This is a genomic window from Olsenella uli, assembly GCF_901212675.1.
Lineage (GTDB): Bacteria > Actinomycetota > Coriobacteriia > Coriobacteriales > Atopobiaceae > Parolsenella > Parolsenella uli_B.
In genome coordinates, this window is record NZ_CAAKOQ010000049.1 from 1 (window position 1) to 22,971 (window position 22,971).

Annotated in this window: 15 protein-coding genes and 7 tRNA genes; 18 read left to right on the plus strand and 4 right to left on the minus strand. The window is 67.2% G+C overall.

The window, feature by feature from the left end; all coding sequences use genetic code 11:
• Positions 1-961 precede the first annotated feature (961 nt).
• Positions 962-2,236, plus strand: a complete 1,275-nt coding sequence (locus EFAMC1_RS08040) for a hypothetical protein (RefSeq protein WP_154053780.1) — start codon at positions 962-964, stop codon at positions 2,234-2,236.
• Between the two features lie 38 nt (positions 2,237-2,274).
• Here the strand turns inward: EFAMC1_RS08040 and thrB are convergent, their stop codons facing one another.
• Both thrB and thrC read right to left on the minus strand, forming a co-directional pair.
• Positions 2,275-3,156 (minus strand): homoserine kinase, encoded by an 882-nt coding sequence (gene thrB / locus EFAMC1_RS08045; protein WP_154053781.1) that lies wholly within the window; start codon positions 3,154-3,156, stop codon positions 2,275-2,277.
• On the minus strand, positions 3,153-4,637 hold the full coding sequence (gene thrC, locus EFAMC1_RS08050) for a threonine synthase (RefSeq protein WP_154053782.1): 1,485 nt from the start codon (positions 4,635-4,637) through the stop codon (positions 3,153-3,155). Before thrC ends, thrB begins: the two co-directional genes overlap by 4 nt.
• A 140-nt stretch (positions 4,638-4,777) precedes the next feature.
• On the opposite strand from thrC, the gene EFAMC1_RS08055 reads away from it, so the two are divergent.
• The 5 genes from EFAMC1_RS08055 (at position 4,778) to EFAMC1_RS08075 (ending at position 7,675) form a co-directional block, all read left to right on the plus strand.
• On the plus strand, positions 4,778-6,097 hold the full coding sequence (locus tag EFAMC1_RS08055) for an aspartate kinase (protein ID WP_154053783.1): 1,320 nt from the start codon (positions 4,778-4,780) through the stop codon (positions 6,095-6,097).
• A gap of 140 nt (positions 6,098-6,237) precedes the next feature.
• Complete coding sequence (locus EFAMC1_RS08060) at positions 6,238-7,266, plus strand: aspartate-semialdehyde dehydrogenase (RefSeq protein ID WP_154053784.1); 1,029 nt, start codon at positions 6,238-6,240, stop codon at positions 7,264-7,266.
• 130 nt (positions 7,267-7,396) lie between these two features.
• Positions 7,397-7,472: transfer RNA gene (locus tag EFAMC1_RS08065), tRNA-His, on the plus strand.
• 15 nt (positions 7,473-7,487) lie between these two features.
• Positions 7,488-7,563: transfer RNA gene (locus EFAMC1_RS08070), tRNA-Lys, on the plus strand.
• A gap of 36 nt (positions 7,564-7,599) precedes the next feature.
• Positions 7,600-7,675 (plus strand) — tRNA-Lys (locus tag EFAMC1_RS08075).
• A 416-nt stretch (positions 7,676-8,091) separates the two neighbouring features.
• Here the strand turns inward: EFAMC1_RS08075 and EFAMC1_RS08080 are convergent.
• Positions 8,092-8,168 (minus strand) — tRNA-Arg (locus EFAMC1_RS08080).
• Between the two features lie 225 nt (positions 8,169-8,393).
• Between EFAMC1_RS08080 and EFAMC1_RS08085 the strand changes: the two genes are divergently transcribed.
• From EFAMC1_RS08085 to EFAMC1_RS08125, 9 genes are all read left to right on the plus strand, one after another.
• Positions 8,394-8,846 (plus strand): PTS sugar transporter subunit IIA, encoded by a 453-nt coding sequence (locus EFAMC1_RS08085; protein ID WP_154053785.1) that lies wholly within the window; start codon positions 8,394-8,396, stop codon positions 8,844-8,846.
• 263 nt (positions 8,847-9,109) lie between these two features.
• A complete protein-coding gene (locus EFAMC1_RS08090) occupies positions 9,110-10,108 on the plus strand; it encodes a 1-phosphofructokinase family hexose kinase (protein WP_154053786.1) in 999 nt (332 codons plus the stop codon).
• 348 nt (positions 10,109-10,456) lie between these two features.
• Positions 10,457-10,720 carry an HPr family phosphocarrier protein gene (locus tag EFAMC1_RS08095; protein WP_154053787.1) on the plus strand — a complete coding sequence of 88 codons (264 nt, stop codon included), beginning with the start codon at positions 10,457-10,459 and terminating at the stop codon, positions 10,718-10,720.
• Between the two features lie 208 nt (positions 10,721-10,928).
• Positions 10,929-12,635: a phosphoenolpyruvate--protein phosphotransferase gene (gene ptsP / locus EFAMC1_RS08100; protein ID WP_154053788.1), complete on the plus strand. Its 1,707-nt coding sequence runs from the start codon at positions 10,929-10,931 to the stop codon at positions 12,633-12,635.
• A gap of 338 nt (positions 12,636-12,973) precedes the next feature.
• Positions 12,974-13,050 (plus strand) — tRNA-Pro (locus EFAMC1_RS08105).
• 4 nt (positions 13,051-13,054) lie between these two features.
• Positions 13,055-13,128, plus strand: a tRNA-Gly gene (locus EFAMC1_RS08110).
• A gap of 112 nt (positions 13,129-13,240) precedes the next feature.
• Positions 13,241-14,170 carry a diacylglycerol/lipid kinase family protein gene (locus EFAMC1_RS08115; RefSeq protein ID WP_154053789.1) on the plus strand — a complete coding sequence of 310 codons (930 nt, stop codon included), beginning with the start codon at positions 13,241-13,243 and terminating at the stop codon, positions 14,168-14,170.
• Between the two features lie 377 nt (positions 14,171-14,547).
• Positions 14,548-15,903, plus strand: coding sequence for an NADP-specific glutamate dehydrogenase (gene gdhA / locus EFAMC1_RS08120; protein WP_154053790.1), 1,356 nt, complete (start codon positions 14,548-14,550; stop codon positions 15,901-15,903).
• A gap of 465 nt (positions 15,904-16,368) precedes the next feature.
• The gene (locus tag EFAMC1_RS08125; protein WP_187324611.1) at positions 16,369-18,924 is read left to right on the plus strand and encodes a transglutaminase domain-containing protein; all 2,556 of its coding nucleotides are present in this window, start codon (positions 16,369-16,371) and stop codon (positions 18,922-18,924) included.
• A gap of 156 nt (positions 18,925-19,080) precedes the next feature.
• Here EFAMC1_RS08125 and EFAMC1_RS08130 read toward each other — a convergent pair.
• Positions 19,081-19,167 (minus strand) — tRNA-Leu (locus EFAMC1_RS08130).
• A 206-nt stretch (positions 19,168-19,373) separates the two neighbouring features.
• On the opposite strand from EFAMC1_RS08130, the gene tig reads away from it, so the two are divergent.
• The 3 genes from tig to clpX all read left to right on the plus strand — a co-directional run bounded on the left by tig (position 19,374) and on the right by clpX (position 22,911).
• On the plus strand, positions 19,374-20,738 hold the full coding sequence (gene tig / locus EFAMC1_RS08135; RefSeq protein WP_261981829.1) for a trigger factor: 1,365 nt from the start codon (positions 19,374-19,376) through the stop codon (positions 20,736-20,738).
• A gap of 167 nt (positions 20,739-20,905) precedes the next feature.
• Positions 20,906-21,529 carry an ATP-dependent Clp protease proteolytic subunit gene (locus EFAMC1_RS08140; RefSeq protein WP_154053793.1) on the plus strand — a complete coding sequence of 208 codons (624 nt, stop codon included), beginning with the start codon at positions 20,906-20,908 and terminating at the stop codon, positions 21,527-21,529.
• 23 nt (positions 21,530-21,552) lie between these two features.
• The gene (gene clpX, locus EFAMC1_RS08145; protein ID WP_154053854.1) at positions 21,553-22,911 is read left to right on the plus strand and encodes an ATP-dependent Clp protease ATP-binding subunit ClpX; all 1,359 of its coding nucleotides are present in this window, start codon (positions 21,553-21,555) and stop codon (positions 22,909-22,911) included.
• The last annotated feature ends 60 nt before the right edge of the window (positions 22,912-22,971 follow it).

Below are 22,971 nucleotides of genomic sequence, written 5' to 3' on the forward strand. Positions count from 1 at the left end.
GCGGCTCGAGCCAGACGTCGGCGACCCCCCAGGCGTCGCCGAGGCCCATCGACCCCTCGAAGGGCCCGGCCGGCATCCCCGCCTGAGCGTCCGTGTCGGCACCTCCCGTCGGGCGGACCCGCGTGCCGATATCGTACCGCTCGCGGGACTCGGCCCAATCAGGCCCGGGGTGTGCCAGCCACCATAAGTGTCGAAGAGCCTCTTTATTCCGCTTCGCCCATTTCCCACGACTGGAGCGTTTTCGGACAGGTAGCTTTCTGCCAACTGCGGCTTTGTCAGAGGGTCTGTCCGAAACTGCTACATTCGCGGTTTGGGATATCGCGACTGGAGCAGTTTCAGACATGCGGCCTTTTGCCAACTGGGGTTTTGTCGGGTCGCTTGTCCGAAACTGCTACGCTCGCAGATTGAGAGCTGCTGACCGTTGCGTTTACGGACAGGTAGCTTTCTGCCATTTGCGGTTTTATGGACCGCTGTGTCGGAAACTGCTACGTTCACGGAGGGGAGGGTGGGGTAGGGCGTGCGTCTTGGGGCTGGGGTGGGGAAGCGGCGTCTTGGGGCTCTTCGGGCTGGGCTGTGGAAGCGGGCGTCCTGAGACGAAGGTGGCTTCCGTAGCGGAAATCTAGCAGCCGGGGTGCACAAATCCTTACGCCCCGGGGTGCCATATGCTTTGCGTTCCATCCCCGCAGGCTGTATAGTCATTGAACGACCGAGCCTCGCCGATTGGCGCGGGTCGGCATATCCCAGTACAGCCCGAGCGACGGTAAACGCAGACTAACCACACACCGCCGTTGTCCGATTGGCGTGCCCTTGTGGCGGCCCGTCGTCGCGCACGTGATCTGCATCCGTCGCCTTCCGTGGGAGGCGTTAGGACATGACGAGCGGGCATCTCAACCCTGCCGTATATGCCGGAGTTGCCGGAGCCCTTGCATGGGGTACCCCCGCATGCGCACAGGCGCTGACCGTGCTTGGCCAAGACCTTCCCGTGGAGAACCCGGGCGTGGCGTTCATGGCCGGCTGCGCGGTGGGTGCGCTCGTGGCGAGCGGCACCTCGCTTGCCCTCACGCACAGGGTGGCGTCGCGCGTGGCGCGCGAGGTGGCGGAGGAGCGCGTGCCTGCGTGGCACACGGCCGAGGCGGCGCCCGTGCAGGCTGACTGGTCTGCCGATGCGTGCGTGAATGCCAGTGAGTCCCAGGTAGACGAGGCACCCCATGCCCCTTGCGCGGCGCATGCGGCACATGCGCCCCAGACCTCGGGCGCGCACCAGGCGGCCCTTGCGCAGCAGACGGCAGGCGTGCACCAGGCGGTCTCCGTGCACCAGAAGAACCCTACTGGCCAGGTGCTGTCGTCCGACGACTACGCCGACGTGGCGGAGGCCTACGTGCACAGCCGCACCGTGGCCGAGCGCATGAGCTCGCGCGCCAAGGGCGTGGCCGAGGTGCTCTCGGAGCGCCTGAACGCGTCGCGCATGAGCGGCATCCCCGTGATCGAGCGTGCCGACGGGTCGGTGGGGGACGTGGGAGAGCCCTGGTGGGACGAGGCGGTCGCAGCGCACGAAGGCGTCGCGAGTGGGCCCCGCCCCGAGGCTCCGACGCCCGCGCCCGTGCCGAGCAGTCCCGCGTTGGCCGCGCAGTCCGTCGCGCCCGCATGGGTCGAGCCGCAGGAGCGCACGTATGCATCCGCTGCCCCAGCCGCTGCCGGCCCCACGCCCGCCGTGGCCTCGCAGGCCACGCGCGTCATGCCCTCCCGCGACATCATCTCCGCCCGCATCGCGAGCCCGGCCCTCGACGCGGCACCCGGGGCATCGGCCCCCGCCAACGTCACCGCAAGCGCCGCGTCCGCGGCGTGCCAGCGCTGGGACGAGGAGCACCAGGACCTCTGGGCCGTCGCGCTCGAGGCGCTCGACGAGCGCTACCAGGAGCAGATTGGCATGGGCCCCGACCCCGACCCGGAGCCGGTCTTCTCGGACGACCTGGGCGACGGGGCCACGCTCGACGAGCCGGACGGTCTCGAGCGCAGCACCAAGTTCATGACCTTCCGGCCCCAAGCGGGCCACCCTGAGGTCACCGACGCGGACAGCTACGTCAACCTGCTCATCCGCCAGGAGTTCGCCAAGAGCCGCTCGGCGCACCGCCTCGCGCGTCGCAGCTTCCGCGAGCACCTCAAGGTCATCGACGGCGGCACGGACGAGGAGCCCACGTCGCGCCTCTCCGGCCGTCACCTCGTGGCGCAGGCGTAGGGGGAGAGCGACGCCCCGCGCCCGCGCCCGCCCCGCGCCTACAGGTACTCGATCTGCGCGCCCTCGGTGTCGCAGGTGAGGATGTGCGTGTCGCACGCGGGGAACTGCTCGCGAAGGCGCACCTGCAATAACTTTGCCACGATGGTGTCATCCGTGACGGCCATGAGCGTCGACCCCGATCCCGAGATCCAAAGCGTCTTGGCCCCGCCCGTGAGGCACGTCTCGCGGATGTCGTCGTAGTCGGGGATGAGCGCGCGGCGGTAGGGCTCCTGCAGCCGGTCGTCGTTGGCGTCGGCGATGAGCGAGGTGTCGCCCGTCTCGAGCCCGCGCGTGAGTCCTGCGATGCGGCCCATCTGCCACACGGCGGTCGAGAGCGGTACCTCGGAGGGCACCACCTTGCGCGCCTCGGAGGTGCGCACCTCGTAGGGCGGGATGACGGTGAGGAAGCGCAGCCTGCCGCTCACCTCGTAGCGCAGGCACCTCGGCAGCTCGCCCGTTGGCGTGAACGAGCACACCGCGCCGCCCAGGATCGCGGGCGCCACGTTGTCGGGGTGACCTTCCACGCCGGTCGCGATGGCCACGAGCTCCTCGCGCGTCACGGTGTGGCCCGTGAGTGCGGCGGCGGCCATGATGCCGGCTACCACGCACGTCGAGCTCGAGCCAAGCCCGCGTGCGACGGGCACCTCGGTGTCGATGCCGATGGAGACCGGGAAGGCCTCCTCGCCCCACTCGCGCAGCGCGTCGACGAACGACACGTACACGAGGTTGTCCTCGTTCTGGAACTCCTCGGGACAGCCCGAGATCTCGAGCGCGTCCGAGCGCTCGAAGGTGAAGTGCGAGTAGAGCGACACGGCCATACCGAGCGTGTCGTAGCCGATGCCGAGGTTAGCGCTCGTGGCGGGAACGGTGACGCGGATCATGCGAGCAGCCCCTTGGCCGTGCGCTCGACGTAGCCGTTCATGTCGGCCACGCCCACCACGTCCGAGAAGCGCACCGGCGCCGAGCGCAGCGCCGAGAGCGTGGCCGGGGCCGTGGTGCCCGTAAGCTCGGAGAGCCGGTCCATGCAGGCGAAGCCGTCGAGGCCGGCCACATCGTGCCCAAGCGCGGCGAGCACGTCGGCCGAGAACTTGAAGGGGCTCGCCGTGGAGAGGCACACGCGCGCCACGCCGTCGGCCGGCCGCGCGTCGAGCACGTGCTTGGCCACCGCCGTGTGCGGGTCGATGAGGTAGCGCTCGCCCTCCCACGTGGCGCGGATGGTCTCGCGAGTGGCGTCGTCGTCGGCACGGCCGCAGGCAAACGTCTCGTGCAGGCGGTCGAGCAGCCCGGCCGGCACCGTGTAGTGGCCCTCCTCGGCCAGCTGGGCCATGAGCGAGGCGACGAGCTCGGTGTCCTCGCCCGACAGGTAGAAGAGCAGGCGCTCGAGGTTGGAGCTCACGAGGATGTCCATCGAGGGCGAGATGGTCTTGTGGAAGGGGCGGCGGCGGTCGTAGGTGCCCGTGGTGATGAAGCCGGTGAGCACGTCGTTTGCGTTGGAGGCCACCACGAGCGTGCGCACGGGCAGGCCCATGAGCTTGGCGTAGTAGCCGGCCAGCACGTCGCCGAAGTTGCCCGTGGGCACGCAGAAGTCGATCGGGTCGCCGGGCGTGAGGGCGCCCGCGGCCGCGAGCTGCGCGTAGGCGTCGAAGTAGTAGGTGACCTGCGGCACGAGGCGGCCCACGTTGATGGAGTTGGCGCTCGACAGCACCACGTTCTCGCGCGCGAGGCGCTCGCGCAGCGCGCCGTCGGCGAAGATGCGCTTGACCTCGGTCTGGGCGTCGTCGAAGTTGCCGCGGATGGCGCACACGGCCACGTTGGCGCCGCGCTGGGTGGCCATCTGGAGGTGCTGGACGTCGGAGACCTTGCCGTCGGGGTAGAAGACGGTGACGCCGGTGCCGGCCACGTCGGCGAAGCCCTCGAGCGCGGCCTTGCCGGTGTCGCCGCTCGTGGCGGTCACGATCATGACGCGGCGGCCGTCGCCCTCGCGGGCCACGCGCATGAGCTGCGGCAGCATCTGCAGGGCCACGTCCTTGAAGGCGCTCGTGGGGCCGTGCCAGAGCTCGAGCACCCACTCGTCGCCGCAGCGCACGGCGGGCGTCACGGCGGGGGAGTCGAAGTTCTCGCCATAGGCGGCGCTCACGCACCCGGCGATCTCGTCGGCCGAGAAGTCGTCGAGCAGGTGCCCCAGCACGAGGCGGGCGCGGTCCTGGTAGGTGCCGGACAGCAGCTCGTCGAGCGCCGGTGCCCCCGAGGCGATGTCGTCTCGCACGAACAGGCCGCCATCGGCGGCGATGCCCTCGAGAATTGCCTGTTTGCTTGTTACGGATTCGTTTCGGGAGCGCGTGCTGTGGTAGAACGTACTCACTGCTCTTCTCCTCGCGTCGTGAGCTGTCTCATTGCGCGCGTCTCCGCAGGTTCCCGGGGACGCCCCGCGTGTGACATCATAGCGTGAGGAGCCGCCGGGGCGGCCGCGCGTAACACGGTTGCCAACTAGCAAGGAGACCCATGATCAAGATCACCAAGTTCGGCGGCTCGAGCGTCGCCGACGCCGGCCAGTTCAAGAAGGTCAAGCGCATCATCGAGGCCGACGACGCGCGTCGCTTCGTGGTGGTCTCGGCCGCCGGCAAGCGCAACTCCGGGGACAACAAGATCACCGACCTGCTCTACCTCGTCGACGCGCACCGCACCTACCACGTCGACTGCACGGCCCTTCTCGAGGACATCAAGCAGCGCTTCGTGAGCATCCAGTCCGAGCTCGGCCTCACCCATCCCATGGCCCAGAAGTTCGACGAGTTCGCGGCCGGGATCAAGGGCTACTCTACCGAGTACATCGTGAGCCGCGGCGAGTACTTCACCGCCCAGCTCATGAGCGAGTACCTGGGCCTTCCGTTTGCCGACGCGGCCGACTACGTGCGCTTCCACCATGACGGAACACTCGACATGGAGCGCACCTGCGACCGCATCCACGACCTCGTGGTGCGCGAGGGCGGCTTCGTGCTGCCGGGCTTCTACGGCGCCACCTCCGAGGGCGACGTGAGGCTCTTCAGCCGCGGCGGCGGCGACATTACGGGCGCCATCGTGGCCCGTGCGCTCAACGCCGACCTCTACGAGAACTGGACCGACGTGTCCGGCTTCCTCACGGCCGACCCGCGCATCGTGCCGCGCCCGCGCGCCATCCGCCGCATCACGTTCGACGAGATGCACGAGCTCTCCTACATGGGCGCGAGCGTCCTGCACGAGGAGGCCATCTTCCCGGTCCGCGAGGCCAACATCCCCATCGCCATCCTCAACACCAACCACCCCGACGAGCCGGGCACCATCATCCGGGAGCGCGTCGAGCCGCACGAGGGCGACCCCGTCATCACCGGCATCGCCGGCAAGAAGGACTTCCTCACGGTGCACGTCTCCAAGACTAAGATGTCCAACTCGGTGGGCTTCCTGTCGCGCGCGCTCACCATCTTCGAGCGCTACGGCGTCTCGGTGGAGCACGTGCCCACGGGCATCGACTCGTTCGGCGTGGTGGTGAACGGCGCCGACGTCAAGGACAAGATCTACGCCATCGTCGCCGACATCCAGCGCGAGCTCGAGCCCGACGAGGTCAAGGTCATAGACAAGCTGGCGCTCATCAGCGTGGTGGGCCGCGGCATGTCCAACCGCCCGGGCACGTCGGGCCGTCTCTTCTACGAGCTGGGCAAGGCGGGCATCAACATCCGCCTCATCACGCAGAGCTCGCAGGAGATCAACATCATCTTCGGCGTGAACAACGAGGACTTCGAGAAGACGATCCGCGTCGTTTACGACGCCTTCCTCGACGAGACCGAGTAGCCTTCACGTGTGCGCCTGCGCCTTCCGGGACGCGGGCGCGCTGCGTTAGGGGTGCCGGCGACGGGGCCGGAAGCGGCCCGCCCGCGCGCCCACCTGACAAAGACATGGCCCCGAAGCCCGGGGCCAAGAGGGGAGACACCATGTCCGACACGAAGAACGTCGCGATCCTGGGAGCCACGGGTGCGGTGGGCACGCAGATGCTCACCTGCCTGGCCGAGCGCGACTTCCCGGTGGGCGAGCTGCGCCTGCTCGCGAGCGCCCGTTCCGCTGGCAAGAGGATCGAGTGGAACGGCCGCGAGGTCACCGTCCAGGAGGCGCGCCCCGAGGCCTTCGAGGGCATGGATATCGTGCTGGGCGCCGCCGGCGACGAGCAGGCCAAGGAGCTTCTGCCCGAGGCCGTGAGGCGCGGGGCCACGGTGGTCGACAACTCGCACGCCTTCCGCCTCGACCCTGAGGTGCCGCTCGTGGTGCCCGAGATCAACGCCGAGGACGTGGCTTGGAACAAGGGCCTCATCGCCAACCCCAACTGCGCCACGATCATCGGCCTCGTGCCCACCTGGCCGCTCCATAAGCTGGGCGGCGTCACGCGCATGGTGGTCTCCACGTACCAGGCGGCGAGCGGCGCGGGCGTGCCGGGCATGAACGAGCTCGAGAGCGAGATCGAGGCGCTGGGGACGGGCAAGCCCAGCCCCGAGCCGAAGGCGTTCGCCGACCAGCTCGCGAGTAACCTCATCCCGCAGATCGGCGGCGAGAAGTTCGAGGGCTACACCTCGGAGGAGATGAAGATGCAGAACGAGGGTCGCAAGATCATGCATCTCCCCGAGCTGCGCGTGAACTGCACCTGCGTGCGCGTGCCGGTCATGCGCTCGCACTCCGAGTCGATTACGCTCGAGTTCGAGCGCCCGGTGCCGCTCGAGGACGCGCGCGCGGCGCTGGCGGACGCGCCGGGCGTCAAGCTCGTCGACGACCTGGACGCCGAGGCCGCCCGCGACCGCTTCCCGATGCCGCTCTACACGAGCGACCAGGACCTCATCTGGGTGGGCCGCATCCGCCGCGACATCTCCAACCCCGATGTGGGGCGCGGCATCACGTTCTGGTGCTGTGGCGACCAGATTCGCAAGGGTGCCGCGACCAACGCCGTGCAGATCGCCGAGCTGCTGCTGAAGTAGGGGGCGGACCCCGCCTTTGCGGCACCGTCCGCCCTGCCTCCGCGGCACCCCGAAAATTGTCGAAATTAGTGCTTGCGTTCCTCTGGTGGGCTGTGCATAATAGACGAGCTGCTTCAAGGAGTAGCAGATGGTGGGTGTAGCTCAGTTGGCAGAGCGACGGACCGTGGCTCCGTAGGTCGAGGGTTCGAGCCCCTTCACCCACCCCATCTTCTTGGAGAGACGCATCGTTAGCTCAGCTGGTAGAGCAGGGGACTCTTAATCCCAAGGTCCAGGGTTCGAATCCCTGACGATGCACCATCGATTCACCCGCTCGCCTCGTGCGGGCAGACATAAGCATCGTTAGCTCAGCTGGTAGAGCAGGGGACTCTTAATCCCAAGGTCCAGGGTTCGAATCCCTGACGATGCACCAGACAGTTCAAGGCCGGGAGGTTCGCTTCCCGGTCTTTTTTTGTGCGCCACGCAAGAACGGGCTCGGATGGCAAGCACCGGTTGTGGGGCTCCTTGATTGCTCGGTTTTCGCCTGAGTGGTCACGAGAGGCGACTTACCCTGCCCGGCACGCCTCGGTCGCGGGGCCCCAGGTCCCCGGAGGCTGGCCATTTGGCCCTGAGAGGGTCGCCGAACGTGCCTTTCGGTGCCCGAGGCCTGAGGGGGACGGGTGATGGGCCCGAGTTTGAGGATGAGAGGCACGGTAAATCGCCCCTCGTGACCATCAATCGTAGAATCGGCGTATCTCGAGTGCCTTGAGGCGAATCCGCCTCAACCCTTGCGTGGTCCTTTACAAAAGAAAAGGCCGGGAGCACATGACCCCCGACCTGCGAATTCGCTGGTGCGCCCTGAGCGATTCGAACGCTCGACCTTCGGATTAGAAGTCCACTGCTCTATCCAGCTGAGCTAAGGGCGCAAGTGCGTTGCCGCCCCTCTCGGACGGCGTACGTGGCATTCTAGCGCAAGTACCGGCCCAAACGCATGCGGCGCGGTCGTACCCGCAAGAACCTGGCCCTCGGCTGGGTTTGCGACGTGGCTCGCGCGCGAGTAAAATACCTGCGTCATACGTATGCGGTCACGTCGCTTCCGGCGGACCGGGGCCGGGCCGCTTGCCGGCAGGTCGAGAGAGAGGAACTCCCCAATGGCAATCCTTGATGCGTCCCACGTCTTCCTTGACTGCTCTGCCGCCACGTGCGACGAGGCCCTCGAGTTTGCCGCCAACAAGGCGGTCGAGCTCGGCGCGAGCTCCGACGCCCAGTCCCTCCTCGACGGTCTCAAGGCTCGCGAGGCCGAGGGCTCCACGGGCATGATGAGCGGATTTGCCATTCCTCACTGCAAGAGCGAGTCGGTCTCCGAGCCCTTCATCATCGTCATGCGCTTCGCCGACGCGGTCGACTGGCAGACCATGGACAAGACCCCCGTCACGGCTGCCATCTGCCTGTTCATCCCGGCCGGCGAGGTGGGCACCGAGCAGCTGCGCATCCTCTCCAAGATCGCCGTCATGCTCATGCACGACGACTTCTGCCACGTGGTCAAGACGAGCACCGACGCCACGGAGATCGTAAAGGCGGTCGAGGAGGGCCTCGAGAAGTAGGTCCTTCGGTCGGCCCTTCTCGTTCGGATGCCGCGGGATGGCGAGCCCATCCGCGCCCCCTCGCGACGTCCTCGACCATGCGCGCCGGGCGGCATCTCTCGCCCCCGCGCGTGGCCCACGAGTGCCCAAATGACCACGACTGGCATGACAACCTGCACTTTCCTTACAGACTCTTTGCCACAGACGGTCCCAGGCCCGTGCGGCCAGGGGCCGTCTGTGTCATACTGGAATCTGGTAGAAATTGAGTGGAAGGGGCGACTCCGTTGATTTACACCGTTACCTTCAATCCCGCCGTCGACTACGTCATGCACCCGCTGACGCTCGACATGGGCTTCACCAACCGCTCGTCCAGCGAGGAGGTGCGCTGCGGCGGAAACGGCATCAACGTCTCCAGCATCCTAAACGAGCTCAACGTCGACACCATCTGCCTGGGCATCATCGCGGGCTTCACGGGCGACTACATCCTCGACACGCTCCAGCAGGCGGGCGTCACCTGCAACTTCGTGCGCCTGGACAAGGGCTTCACGCGCATCAACGTCAAGCTCAACGGCATCGTGATGACCATCATCAACGGCATGGGCCCCAAGATCCCCAACGACAAGGTCGACGAGCTCTTCGGCCGCCTCGACCGCATCAAGGCTGGCGACACGCTGGTGCTCACGGGCTCCATCCCCAAGTGTCTGCCCGACGACATGTACGAGATCATCATGACGCGTCTCGCCGGCCGCGGCATCCGCTTCGTGGTCGACGCCCCGGGCACGCTGCTCCTCCAGTCGCTCGCCTCCCAGCCGTTCATGATCAAGCCCAACAACCACGAGCTCGGTAAGCTCTTCGACGTCAACCCGGAGACACCGGAGGAGAGCCTGCCCTACGCCCGCATCCTGCACGAGCGCGGCGCCCAGAACGTCGTGGTCTCCTGCGGCGGCGAGGGCTCGGCCCTCATCGCGGCCGACGGCAGCGAGTACACCACCAAGTGCCCGCCCTGCCGCCTCGTGAACGCCACCGGCGCCGGCGACTCGATGGTCGCGGGCTTCCTCGCGAGCCTCGACCGCGGCTTCTCCTACCAGGACGCGCTCAACTTCGCGTCCGCCTGCGGCTCTTCCACGGCCGCGAGCAAGGGCCTCGCGCACCGCGCCACCATCGACAAGTTCTACGCGGCGCTCCAGAAGATCATGGCCGAGGACGCCGAGAAGAAGGCCACCGAGCCCAAGGCGAAGAAGGCTCCCGAGGCCAAGTCCGAGAAGGACGCCCCTGTCAAGTAGCAGCCTGCCGACCGGTGAGCGGTTTGGCAAGTGGTAGGTATTCTCCGGTAAACGGCACCTGACCTCCCCTGAGGCCGGGTGCCGTTCCATTTACGTAAGAAGAGCCGCCGTATGCCGCAAACGTCGGAAGAGCGATAGGTTTCGGGTACATAAGCGCATGGTAACGCTCGTTTGTCTGCTAGACTTCAAACGGGTACTGAGGGTAGCTTCCAGGCCCGCCGCATGTGGCTGGGGTCGTTCGTTTCGGCGAGGGACGGCGGCACCCGCAAAGCCATGCACGACGGATCGGGATGCCCCCGTAGTCTGGGGAAAGGGCTCGCGAGGGCCCAAGAGAACAAGGAGTACAACATGGTTTCCGAGAAGGTCACGCTCATCAACCCGCAGGGTCTGCACATGCGTCCGGCCGGCACGTTTGCGTCCGCCATGGGCAAGTTCGCCAGCACCGTGACGGTTGTCGCCAACGGCAAGGAGACCAACGGTAAGTCGCCGATGGCCCTCATGGCTGCCGGTCTGTCCTGCGGCACCGAGATCGAGATCAAGTGCGATGGCGCCGACGAGGCCGACGCCCTGGCCGCTGCCGTCGAGCTCGTGAAGAGCGGCATCGGCGAGTAGCCTTCGTCTCCGGGCCCTGGGTCCAGATCTCAGAGTGTGGCTTCGAGGGGGCGGCGCTTCTGGCGCATGCCCCCTCGCTACGTTCTGAGCCTCCTGCCCGGGCCGATAAGCCAGTGTATCGCATCGACTCCTGGCTCCTTGGGCGCGGTCGCGCGCCCAAGGAGGCCGGGGGCCCTGTCCCGAAGCTCAACCGATCAGGGGGAATCGCATGTACAAGGGTGTCAACGCATCTGATGGCATCGGCATCGGCGTCGCCTGCGTGGCCGTCGAGCCCGACCTGTCCTACGTGCCCGCCACGCACCAGGACACCGACGAGGAGGAGAAGGCGCGCTACAAGGCCGCCCTCGACGCCTTCTGCGAGAAGACGCAGAAGCAGGCCGACCGCATGAAGGTCACGGTGGGCGAGAAGGAGGCCGAGATCATGGTGGGCCACATCACCATGGCCAACGACCCCTTCATGATCGACGAGGTCAACAACCGCATCGTCGAGGGCAAGTGCGCCGAGCAGGCCATCGACGAGGTCTGCGACATGTTCTACGCGATGTTCGACGCCTCCGACGAGCAGCTCATCCGCGAGCGCTGCGCCGACGTCCAGGACATCCGCACCGGCATCCTCGCCCAGCTCCTGGGCAAGGAGCTCGTCGACCTCTCCGTCCTGCCCAAGGACTCCATCGTCGTCGTGCATGACCTCACCCCGTCGATGACCGCTACCATCGACAAGGAGAACGTCGTGGGCGTCGTCACCGAGGTGGGCGGCCGCACGTCGCACTCCGCCATCATCGCGCGCGCCCTCGAGATTCCGGCGGTGCTCTCGCTCGAGAACGCCTGCTCGCTCATCAAGAACGGCGACACCTGCGTGGTCGACGGCACCATCGGCGAGGTCGCCATCTCGCCGACCCAGGACGAGCTGGCCGAGTTCCGCACGCTCGCCGAGAAGGCCGCTGCCGAGAAGGCCGCCCTCGAGGCCTACCGCGGCGTTCCCACGAAGACCGCCGACGGCATCGAGAAGCTGCTCGTCGCCAACATCGGCAACCCCGATGACGCCAACGTGGCCGCCGAGCGCGACGCCGAGGGCGTGGGCCTGTTCCGCTCCGAGTTCCTGTTCATGGACGCCAAGGAGCTCCCGACCGAGGACGAGCAGTTCTCGGCCTACCAGAAGGTAGCCCTGCGCATGAAGGGCAAGCCGGTCATCATCCGCACGCTCGACGTGGGCGGCGACAAGGAGATCCCGTACCTGCACCTCACGCACGACGACAACCCGTTCATGGGCTACCGTGCCATCCGCTACTGCCTGGCCAACCCCGACCAGTACAAGGTGCAGATCCGCGCCCTGCTGCGCGCGAGCGCCTTTGGCGACATCAAGATCATGCTGCCGCTCGTGACCGACCTGGACGAGGTGCGCGACGCCAAGAAGCTCGTCGAGTCCTGCAAGGCCGAGCTTGACGCCGAGGGTGTCGAGTACAACAAGGACATCGAGGTCGGCACCATGATGGAGACGCCGTCCGCGTCGCTCATCGCCGACCTGCTTGCCGACGAGTGCGACTTCTTCTCCATCGGCACCAACGACCTCATCGGCTACACGATGTGCGCCGACCGCGGCAACGACGCGGTGCGCTACCTCTACACCGTGTACCAGCCCAGCGTGCTGCGCTCCATCAAGCGCATCATTGAGGAGGGCAACAAGAAGGGCATCATGGTGGGCATGTGCGGCGAGGCCGCGGCCGACCCGCTGCTGATCCCGCTGCTCATCTCCTTCGGCCTGGGTGAGTTCTCCGTGAGCGCGCCGTCAATCCTGCGCACGCGCAAGATCATCTCCCAGTGGACAAAGGCCGAGGCCGATGCGCTGGCCGAGAGGGTCCTCCAGCTCAAGACCAAGGAGGAGGTCAAGGCCGCGCTCGAGGCTGCCCAGAAGTAGGGGAGTCGCCGATAGCGGGCTTTGGCTTTGGGCACCCACGCCACGTGCGTGGGCGCCCTTTTTTGTGGCCGTGTGCGAGTGGGGCGGCGTCGCGGTCCGCCCCACTCGGCGAGCGTGCGCATAGCCGACTTTTTTAGCTTGTCGCTCGCCAAAAAAAGTCGGTTATGCGCACGCTCACCGAAGGAGCAGGGAGCCAGGCGACGCGTCAGGGGCATCGGGATGTCTCGGTCTTGGTACCGGGCCATCCCGCGGGCCAACAGTTCCCGTGGGCACCTCGTGCAGCGTGGCCTCGTCATTTGCCGAACCCAAACCGCTCGCCTATACTTAACCGGCGGTCCCGGGGCGTGGCGCAGTTTGGTAGCGCATCTGCTTTGGGAGCAGAGGGTCGCTGGTTCGAATCCAGTCGCCCCGACCAACATGCGGGTGTGGTTCAACGGTAGAACCTCAGCCTTCCAAGCTGATGACGCGGGTTCGACTCCCGTCACCCGCTCCATTCGGGAGCGCCCGGGCAGGTGGCCACACGGCTGCCTGCCCGGTTTTTTTTCGCTCCAAGACGGGTCGCGCGCGTCCGCGCAACCTGTTGCTCGCGACTGAGGAGGCTTGCGATGGCGTTTCACCTCGGACACACGCTCATCATCGCCAACCCGGTCGCGCAGAGCGGCGCCGGTGCCGAGGGGGCCGACTTCGTGCGCGGCGCCCTCGAGCGCTATGACTCCGCGACCGACGGGTTCACGGTCCGCCTCACCACCGGTCCCGGCAACGCGACGCAGCTCGCGCGTGCTGCGAACGGCTACGACAGCGTGCTTGCCCTGGGCGGCGACGGCGTCATTCACGAGGTCGTGAACGGCCTCATGAAGATCGACGTGGGCCGCCGCCCGCGCCTCGGCATCATCCCGCTCGGCTCGGGCAACGACTACGCGCGCACGCTCGGCATGGCCGCCGACTCGCCAGCCCAGTCGCTCGGGCAGATCTTTGGCGGCGTCGCCCGCCGCGTCGACCTCGGCCTCGTCAACGGGACCTACTTTGACGAGACGCTCTCGTTTGGCGTCGACGCCGCAATCGCGCTCGACACGATGGAGCGCAGGCAGCGGGGAGGGGCCCACGGGACGCGCCTGTTCATGGCATCCGGCTTCGACGTCATCCGCCACGAGCTGCGCTCCTGGCCCTTCGTCGCCCGCTTCGACGACGAGGAGGTGCGAGGCCGCTCGCTCGTGTTCGCCGTGCAGGTGGGCCCCACCTATGGCGGCGGCTTTCCCATCTGCCCCAACGCCGACCCGCGCGACGGCCGCCTCGACGTCTGCCACTCGGCGGGCGACCCGTCCCGCGCGACGGCGCTCCTCACGTTCGTGAAGGCCCGGTTTGGGGCGCACACGCACTCGCGCTACCTCAGGTTCCGCACGGCGCGGAAGCTGGTCGTCGACTTCGAGGGGGAGCCGCCGTGCCAGGCCGACGGCGAGCGCGTGGCGGGCTCCCACTTCGAGGTCGAGTGCGTACATCGCGCACTGGAGGTCATCTGCCCCACCTGGCGGCTGTAGCGCCACGGGCGGACGGCTGGCCACCGATGCCGAGGCCCCGGTGGGCCGCTCGTCTCTGCTCGTTCAACGAACGTGCGCATAGCCGACTTTTTTGGCTTGTCGCTCGCCAAAAAAGTCGGCTATGCGCACGTTCGCTTGGGCGGACGGCGGTGGCGTCATCAGGGCCACCCCGCGAATCGTCAACCCGACGCAACAACTCCGAAGCGCTCTCGTAGCACCTTTGTTACAAGCGTGAAACGTCGGCGTTCGTAAGCGCCGGCCCGGGCTCACCTCGCTGTACCTTATCTAATAGCAGTCTTGCCGAGCATGTCTAGCCCGCTTTTTGGGCGCCGAGGTGCCCGCTCGTCCCGCGTGAGAATAACCGAGAGGAGACGGATATGTCCTATTCCCAGAGGGTCCTGGCCGAGCTGCGCGAGCGCTACGCCGACCAGCCCGAGTTCGTCCAGGCCGCCGACGAGGTGCTCGAGAGCATCGCGCCCGCCGCGGACTCCAACCCTGAATACGAGAAGGCCGCCCTGCTCGAGCGCCTCGTCGAGCCCGAGCGCGTCATCATGTTCCGTGTCCCCTGGGTTGACGACTCCGGCAAGGTCCAGGTGAACCGCGGCTACCGTGTCGAGTTCAACAGCGCCCTCGGCCCCTACAAGGGCGGCCTGCGCTTCAACCCCACGGTCACGCTCGGCATGCTCAAGTTCCTCGGGTTCGAGCAGATTCTCAAGAACTCGCTCACCACGCTGCCGATGGGTGGCGGCAAGGGCGGCTCGGACTTCGACCCCAAGGGCAAGTCGAACCGTGAGGTCATGGCCTTCTGCCAGTCCTTCATGACCGAGCTCTCCCGCCACATCGGTCCCAATACCGACGTCCCTGCCGGCGACCTGGGCGTTGGCGGCCGCGAGATCGGCTACCTGTTTGGCCAGTACAAGCGCCTGCGCAACGAGTGGAGCGGCGTGCTCACGGGCAAGGGCCTCTCCTTTGGCGGGTCGCTCGCGCGCACCGAGGCCACGGGCTACGGCCTCGTTTACTTCGTGGACGAGCTGCTCAAGAGCCAGGGCGACTCCTTCGCGGGCAAGACCGTGGTCGTGCACGGCTCGGGCAACGTGGCCATCTACGCCATCCAGAAGGTGGCGCAGCTCGGCGGCAAGACCATCGCCTGCTCCGACACCAAGGGCTGGGTCGAGGACCCCGAGGGCATCGACTACAAGGTGCTCGAGGACATCTACAACGCCAAGCGCTCCGGCCACGACAAGGGCGTGAGCCTCGCGCAGTACGTCGACGCGCGCCCGGGCGCCACCTGGCACGCCGAGGACGGTCGCGGCGTGTGGGCTCTGCCCTGTGACGTCGCGCTCCCGTGCGCACGCGAGAACACCCTGCTTCTCGAGGATGCCGAGAAGCTCGTCGCCAACGGCGTGAAGGTCGTCGGCGAGGGCGCGAACATGCCCACGACCACCGAGGCCACGAACTACTTCATCGAGCACGGCGTTGCGTTCTGCCCGGGCAAGGCGGCCAACGCCGGCGGCGTGCTGGTCTCCGGCCTCGAGATGAGTCAGAACGCCGAGCACCTGTCCTGGACCTTCGAGGAGGTCGACGGCAAGCTCGAGCAGCTCATGCGCGGCATCTACCACAACTGCGCCGACACGGCCGAGAAGTACGGCCACCCCGGCAACCTCGTGGTGGGTGCCAACATCGCCGGCTTCCTCAAGGTGGCCGACGCCATGATGGCGCAGGGCATCGTGTAGCCTTGCGGGGCATGTGACCGTCCGGGAGGCCCCGGCGTTCATCGGGTTTGACGCGGTGCCAGGCATCGTGGCAAGGTCGGTGGTCGCCGGGGCCTTTCGCCGTTTGGGCGGGGTGACCTGTCGGACCTGTTCTACCTGCATTTCGAGCGCTTCGGCGAGCATTTCTCCGTCATCACCTTCGACTTCCAGGAGCGCTTTGCCACGATCGACGACCTCGCCGACGCCGTGGCGGAGGCGCTCGGCCGGCTCGGCGTGCGGGCGCGGCTCGTCGGTCAGTCGCCCGGAGTCGTGCCGCAGGCGCCGTAGCCCCACTTTGTGACGGTCGGAGGGGTGGGGGAGGCGTATGCTATCCCTCAAGCTTGCTTTCAGACCGAAAGGCAGTTTGACGAGGGGTAACGGACGTGTCGCGCGGCTGCACCTTCGGCCTGCGTCGCGACTACGTCCCTGACGAGCGAGGAGACGCGTATGGCAGGCAATGGTTCTGGGGCTCCGGTTCCGCCGCAGGGGGTGGGGGCGCCCGCGCCTCCGCCGGGGGCACCCGTACCCCCGCAGGGAGCGGCCCCGCAGCCGCCCGCACCCGGCAAGCCCACGCTCAAGAAGAAGGCCGGTCGCGCCCTGCCCATCGCCCTCGCGGCGGTGCTTGTCCTCGTCTTCGTGGGCGTGGGCCTTTTCGCCTTCGGCCCCCTGCGCACCCCGCACGGCTCGGCAGACGTCGCGGCGATGAACTCCGACGTCTACTCCGACAACCTGAGCCCCGACAAGTACGACCTGCAGCCCCCGCAGCGCAACCTCGAGGCTGACCACGAGTTCGATTTCGACCTCGACGACGGCGTCGACCTCGGCCTCGAGAACATCGGCGACGAGGCAACCGGCGACTACTCGGTCGCCGACGCCACCGGCGCGGCGCGCGTTTTCGTCGACGGCGCGCTCACCCAGGAGATCCCCGTCGACGTCTCGCAGACCAACGACGGTGAGACGAACCGGCTCCAGGTCGAGCCCGCCCACGTCGTGTGCTGGGACACCTCGAAGGGCTACGACTACGAGGGCGACGACGTCTTCCACGCCGACACGCTCAAGGACGCCTGGGGTCGCTGGTACGGCTTCGGCGGCTACTACCTCGTGCTCTACACCGGCTCCGACGGCAAGCCCCTCGACAAGCCCCAGGTGACCTACTTCACCGTGAAGGACGACGTCACCGACGCCGACAACCAGATCGCCGCCCCGCAGAACGTGCAGTTCGCCGTGCAGGACGACGGCGGCCTCGGCATCTCGTGGGACAAGGTGGACGGCGCCAAGGAGTACAAGGTCTACATGAAGACCATCGACCCGACGCTCAAGGACCCGTCCGAGTCGGTCACGCTGTCGCTTCTCGCCACGACCTCCGACACCTCGATCAACACCCTCGACTTCGACCCGGTGACCGAGAGCAGGCGGCAGCGCGCGGCCGACGACGCCGAGAAGTGGGGCGACGCGGGCGCCTCGAGCTACAACCAGAACTCCCAGTTCGAGGACCTCGTGATCGGCGACGACGAGGACCGGGTCTACTACAACCGGGAGCAGACCAAGGAAGGTGCGCAGGGCCTCGAGGTCACCTACGCCCCGACGAAGGACAAGGTCAAGGCGACCTCCATCACCGTCGTGGCGGTGGGCGACAAGTCCGACGACCAGCAGTCGCCATTCCAGTTCCAGAGCATCAACAATGTGCTGGGGCAGATTCCCGTGGAGACGGCCTTCAACGTCAACAGCGACTGGGCGCAGCAGACCCCTGACGACCCCAAGGCCGCCTTGGGACATCGCCTCGTCACCTACGTGACGATGGCCGACGGCACCGCGGCGTCAATCGTCAACGACATCGACGTCTCCAAGATGACGAGCACGCAGAGCACGATGACCGAGGGCTCGGACGAGGGCGACCCGTCGACGTGGACGAAGCGCTCCTACACGCGCCTCGAGATTCCCTACACGGTGAGAAACACCCTGCTCTCCGGCACGTTCGTCCTCGACGGCACGAACTGGCCGGGCGGTGCCGACGAGATCAGCCAGGCGGCGACCGACCAGCTCCAGGCGATGGCCAAGACCAACCCCGCCGTTGGCACGCCGCAGCGCGTGAGCTCCTCCGACGACGTGGACTGGGAGTCCATCCAGAACGCCCAGAAGCCCGCGACCGACATGGCCGACGTGCCCTACCCGGTTTCCGGCAGCTCGGACTACGTCAAGTTCGTTGCGAGCAACATCATGGCCGGCAACATGTACCTCGACATCACGAAGTATGCCAACGAAATCGGCGCGCCGAGCATCTACGACGTCGTGGAAGAGGCCTGCGCCCAGAACCCGATGACGATGGTGTGGCCGGGCGGTATGAAGGTGAACGAGCGCACCGAGGGCGACAAGGTCACGGTGGCGCTCTACATCAACAGCTTGAACGCCGAGGGCGACGACAACGACATAGCCGCGCTCAACGAGAAGCGCGAGGAGACCTACAGGGTAATCAAGCAGATCGTGGCCGACGTCGTGCAGGACGGCATGAGCGACGCCGATAAGGTCAAGGCCCTCGACGCGGCGCTCGCCAACCGCCTCACCTACGACTGGGACAGCTACTACCTGAACACCGGCCAGGGCGACAAGGCCGACGTCGACCCGATGGACGTCTGGAAGCACCGCGGCTACGCCGCCTACGAGCTCCTCGACGACGACCGCGTCGTGTGCTCGGGCTACGCGGCGATCTTCAAGGCCTGCGCCGACGAGGCAGGGATCAAGAGCCTCTACGTGACAGGCACCGTGCCGCCGCAGCCGGGCTCCAACAACAACGGCCACGCCTGGAACCTCGTGAACGTCGACGGCTCGTGGAAGGTCGTGGACGTGACCTGGGACGACACGGACCAAGGCGACAACCAGTCCGACGGCAAGTACCTGATGCTCGACCAGAAGGACACGAAGCTCGACGGTCGCGTGTACGACTCCGACAGCCTGTTGGACTCCGTGGTGGAGGACTACGTGGATCCGAGCCGCCTGGCCGCGTAAGCGCGACCGCGGCGCGCGGCGCCCGCCCGTATGGCGGGTGCCGCGCGCGGGGAGGCGGGCGTCCACCGCCTCCCCGCGCGCACGCCCTATGCGCTACCACCGCAGCAGCGCACGAAAAGAGGCCGGGGCCACAAGGGCCCCGGCCTCGCCTGTTCGTGGTGCGGGCGACAGGAATCGAACCTGCACGAAGTTTCCCCCACTGGAACCTAAATCCAGCGCGTCTACCAGTTCCGCCACGCCCGCGTAGCCTAAGCATGATACCGTAACTCGCACGAGTTGTGACCGCGCTCTCCTTAGGCCCTCACAACCCGTCCACTCTGCTAAGATGAATCCGTTTTGTGCAAGCGCGAGGCTAGCCCTCCGCGCAAGGATGCGGGCGTGCCCACGTGCGCTCGCCGAGAGTGCCCGGGCCCCGCCCCGAGCGCAGGAACGACCCATCAGGAGGAACGTTGAAGATCTCTGTCACCGCTGCCGAGCCCAAGGACGGCAAGCTCGAGGCCAAGCTCACCGTCGCCGCTGCCGATGTCAACGCCGCCGTCAAGAAGACGTACAAGGACATCGCGAACAAGTACCGGTTCCAGGGCTTCCGCAAGGGCCACGCCCCGCGTCCGGTGATTGACGGCCTCGTGGGCCGCGAGGCCGTGCTTGCCCAGGCCTCCGAGGACCTGCTCAACGACGCCACCCCGCTCATGCTCGACGAGCTCGACGTGGTGCCGGTGGGCCAGCCCACCTACGGTGACGAGCCGGTCCTCTGCCAGGAGGGTAATGACTACGAGGTCACGGCCACCATCACCCTGCGTCCGGACGCCGAGCTCAAGAGCTATGACGCCCCCGAGATCGACATGCCGCCCGCGGAGGTCACCGAGGCCGAGATCGACGAGCAGGTCGAGGCGCTCGTGAACTACCACGCCACCTTCGAGGACGCCGGCGACGACTTCACCGCCGCCGAGGGCGACATGCTCACCATCGACATCGAGAACGTCGAGAACGGCGAGAGCCTCGCTGGCGAGGGCCGTCCGTTCATGATCGGCTCCACCCAGGTGCCCGAGGAGTTCGACAACGGCATCAAGGGCATGAAGGTCGGCGAGACCCGCGAGGTCTCCTTCACCGTCAAGGGCGGCGAGCACACCCACGCCGACGGCGAGACCCACAAGGTCGAGGACCGCGACGTCAAGGTGAAGGTCACGCTCAAGAGCGCCAAGAAGCGCGTCGTGCCCGAGCTCACCGACGAGCTGGCCAAGAAGGCCTTCGGCTTCGACACGGTGGCCGCCTTCCGCGACGCCGTGAAGGACGAGGTCGCCGAGGACAAGAAGACGCAGCTCCCCAACCTCAAGGAGAACCGCGTCATCGAGAAGGTCGCCGCCGAGCTCGACCTCGACGAGGTCCCCGAGGACTACCAGAAGCAGGTCTTCGACGAGATCGCGCAGGACTTCCTGGGCCAGCTCCAGCGCCAGGGCACCACGCTCGACGCCTGGCTCGACGCCCGCCACATCGAGGTCAACGACTTCCTGGCCGACCTCAACCAGCAGGCCGAGGAGCGCGCCCGCCAGTCGCTCGCCCTTGACGCCCTGGCCAAGCACCTCGGCCTCGAGGCCACGGCCGACGACGTGCGCGCCGAGTTCGAGAAGGCCGGCGTGAAGGACGTCGACGCCTCGATCAAGGAGTTCAAGGAGGCCGGCCGCATGCCCGCCGTGCGCGAGACCATCAAGCGCTCCAAGGCCGTGCAGTGGCTCGTCGACAACGCCAAGGTCAACGAGGTTGACGAGGTCGCCGAGCGCCGCGCCAAGCGCGAGGCCGAGAACAGCGCCGAGTAGCAGCCCGACCCGAGGCGGCCGGGCCCTGAGCCCCGGCTGCACTCCCGCACGGGTTCGACCATACCCACATGGGGTATACAACGCCGGGCGGGGACATACCCCGTCCGGCCTTTTTGCACGGGCGAGGCGGCCCGGCCGCCGCCACCAGGAGAACGAAGGAGGACCACATGGTCAACCCAGTTCGCGACATCCCGCTCATTCCCTACGTCGTGGAGCAGACGCCGCGCGGCGAGCGCAGCTACGATATCTACTCGCGCCTGCTCAACGACCGCATCGTGTTCCTTGGCGAGGAGGTCACGCGCGACTCCGCCAACCTCGTGATTGCGCAGCTCCTGCACCTCGAGAGCCAGGACCCCGACAAGGACATCATGCTCTACGTCGACTCGCCCGGCGGTGACGTCTACGCGGGCCTCGGCATCGTTGACACGATGAACTACATCAAGCCCGACGTCTCGACCATCTGCGTGGGCATGGCCGCCTCGATGGGCGCCGTCATCCTGGCGAGCGGCGCCAAGGGCAAGCGCCTCGCGCTTCCTAACTCCATGGTGCTCATCCACCAGCCGAGCTCGGGCGTCCAGGGCCAGCAGACCGACATCCAGATCGTCGCCGACGAGACCAAGTGGATTCGCGAGCACCTGAACCAGATCCTCGCCGACGCCACGGGCCAGCCTGTGGAGAAGATCCAGGTCGACACCGAGCGCGACAACTACCTGCGCGCCAGCGAGGCGGCCGCATACGGCCTCGTCGACCGCGTGATCTCGTCGCGCGCCGACGCCGCCAAGGAGGAGTAGGAGTGCCCACGTACCAAGACCCCATGAACCCGGGTGGCGTGCGCTGCTCGTTCTGCGGCAAGACGCGCGACCAGGTGAGCAAGCTCGTCCAGGGCCTGAACGGCGTCTACATCTGCGACGAGTGCGTGGCCGCCTGCGCCGACATCATCCACGACGCCGAGGCGGCGGGCGACACCGACGCCGTGGCCAGCGTGGATGCGGCGGAGGAGAACCCCATCCTGCCCATCGAGCAGCTGCCCACGCCCCATGAGATATACGACGAGCTCTCGCAGTACGTCATGGGCCAGGAGGACGCCAAGCGCGCGATGAGCGTGGCGGTCTACAACCACTACCGCCGCGTGCTCTACGGCCTCGAGGGCGACCAGGAGACCGAGGACTACGAGCGCCTCGCCAACGCCGCGCACGCCGTGGGCGCCGACGAGGTCATGGCCAAGGAGCCGGTGGAGCTCGCCAAGAGCAACATCCTGCTTCTGGGTCCCACGGGCACGGGCAAGACGCTGCTCGCCCAGACGCTCGCGCGCTTCCTGCAGGTGCCCTTCGCCATCGCCGACGCCACCACCCTCACCGAGGCGGGCTACGTGGGCGAGGACGTGGAGAACATCCTGCTCAAGCTCATCACGGCCGCCGACGGCGACGTCGAGCGCGCCCAGGTGGGCATCGTCTACATCGACGAGATCGACAAGATCGCACGTAAGGCCGAGAACCTGTCGATTACGCGCGACGTGTCGGGCGAGGGCGTGCAGCAGTCGCTGCTCAAGATCCTCGAGGGCACCGTGGCGAGCGTGCCGCCCCAGGGCGGGCGCAAGCACCCGCAGCAGGAGCTCATCAAGATCGACACGACGAACATCCTGTTCATCTGCGGCGGTGCCTTCGTGGGCCTCGACAAGATCGTGGCCGACCGCATCGGTAAGAAGGGCGTGGGCTTCAACTCCGAGCTGGCCACCAAGGTGAGCGACTCGGAGAACGAGCTCATGGGAGAGGTCACCCCGCAGGACCTGCACAAGTTTGGCATGATCCCGGAGTTCGTGGGCCGCATCCCGGTGATCTGCTCCACCAAGCAGCTGGGCGAGGACGACCTCGTGCGCATCCTCACCGAGCCGCGCAACGCCATCGTCAAGCAGTACACGCGCATGTTCGAGATCGAGGGCGTCTCGCTCGAGTTCGAGCCGGACGCGCTGCGCGAGATGGCGCACCTGGCGCTGGCCCGCAAGACCGGTGCGCGCGGCCTGCGTGCCATCTGCGAGTCGACGCTGCAGCAGACGATGTTCGACGTGCCGAGCGACCTGTCGGTCGCCAAGGTCGTCGTGACCAAGGCCGCGGTGGACGGCGAGGAGCTGCCCAAGCTCGTCCGCACGCACAAGGCCGGGCACCGCGCCGAGTAGGCGTGCCCACGGCATCGGGAGTTCGACACGGCCCGCAGGCCCCTGTGGTCTGCGGGCCGT

Coding starts and splice junctions, on each gene's coding strand:
- gdhA (WP_154053790.1), top strand. CDS start 14,548: ATGTCCTATTCCCAGAGGGTCCTGGCCGAGCTGCGCGAGCGCTACGCC.
- EFAMC1_RS08095 (WP_154053787.1), top strand. CDS start 10,457: ATGGTTTCCGAGAAGGTCACGCTCATCAACCCGCAGGGTCTGCACATG.
- EFAMC1_RS08115 (WP_154053789.1), top strand. CDS start 13,241: ATGGCGTTTCACCTCGGACACACGCTCATCATCGCCAACCCGGTCGCG.
- EFAMC1_RS08085 (WP_154053785.1), top strand. CDS start 8,394: ATGGCAATCCTTGATGCGTCCCACGTCTTCCTTGACTGCTCTGCCGCC.
- clpX (WP_154053854.1), top strand. CDS start 21,553: ATGAACCCGGGTGGCGTGCGCTGCTCGTTCTGCGGCAAGACGCGCGAC.
- EFAMC1_RS08125 (WP_187324611.1), top strand. CDS start 16,369: ATGGCAGGCAATGGTTCTGGGGCTCCGGTTCCGCCGCAGGGGGTGGGG.
- ptsP (WP_154053788.1), top strand. CDS start 10,929: ATGTACAAGGGTGTCAACGCATCTGATGGCATCGGCATCGGCGTCGCC.
- EFAMC1_RS08060 (WP_154053784.1), top strand. CDS start 6,238: ATGTCCGACACGAAGAACGTCGCGATCCTGGGAGCCACGGGTGCGGTG.
- EFAMC1_RS08140 (WP_154053793.1), top strand. CDS start 20,906: ATGGTCAACCCAGTTCGCGACATCCCGCTCATTCCCTACGTCGTGGAG.
- EFAMC1_RS08055 (WP_154053783.1), top strand. CDS start 4,778: ATGATCAAGATCACCAAGTTCGGCGGCTCGAGCGTCGCCGACGCCGGC.
- thrB (WP_154053781.1), bottom strand. CDS start 3,156: ATGATCCGCGTCACCGTTCCCGCCACGAGCGCTAACCTCGGCATCGGC.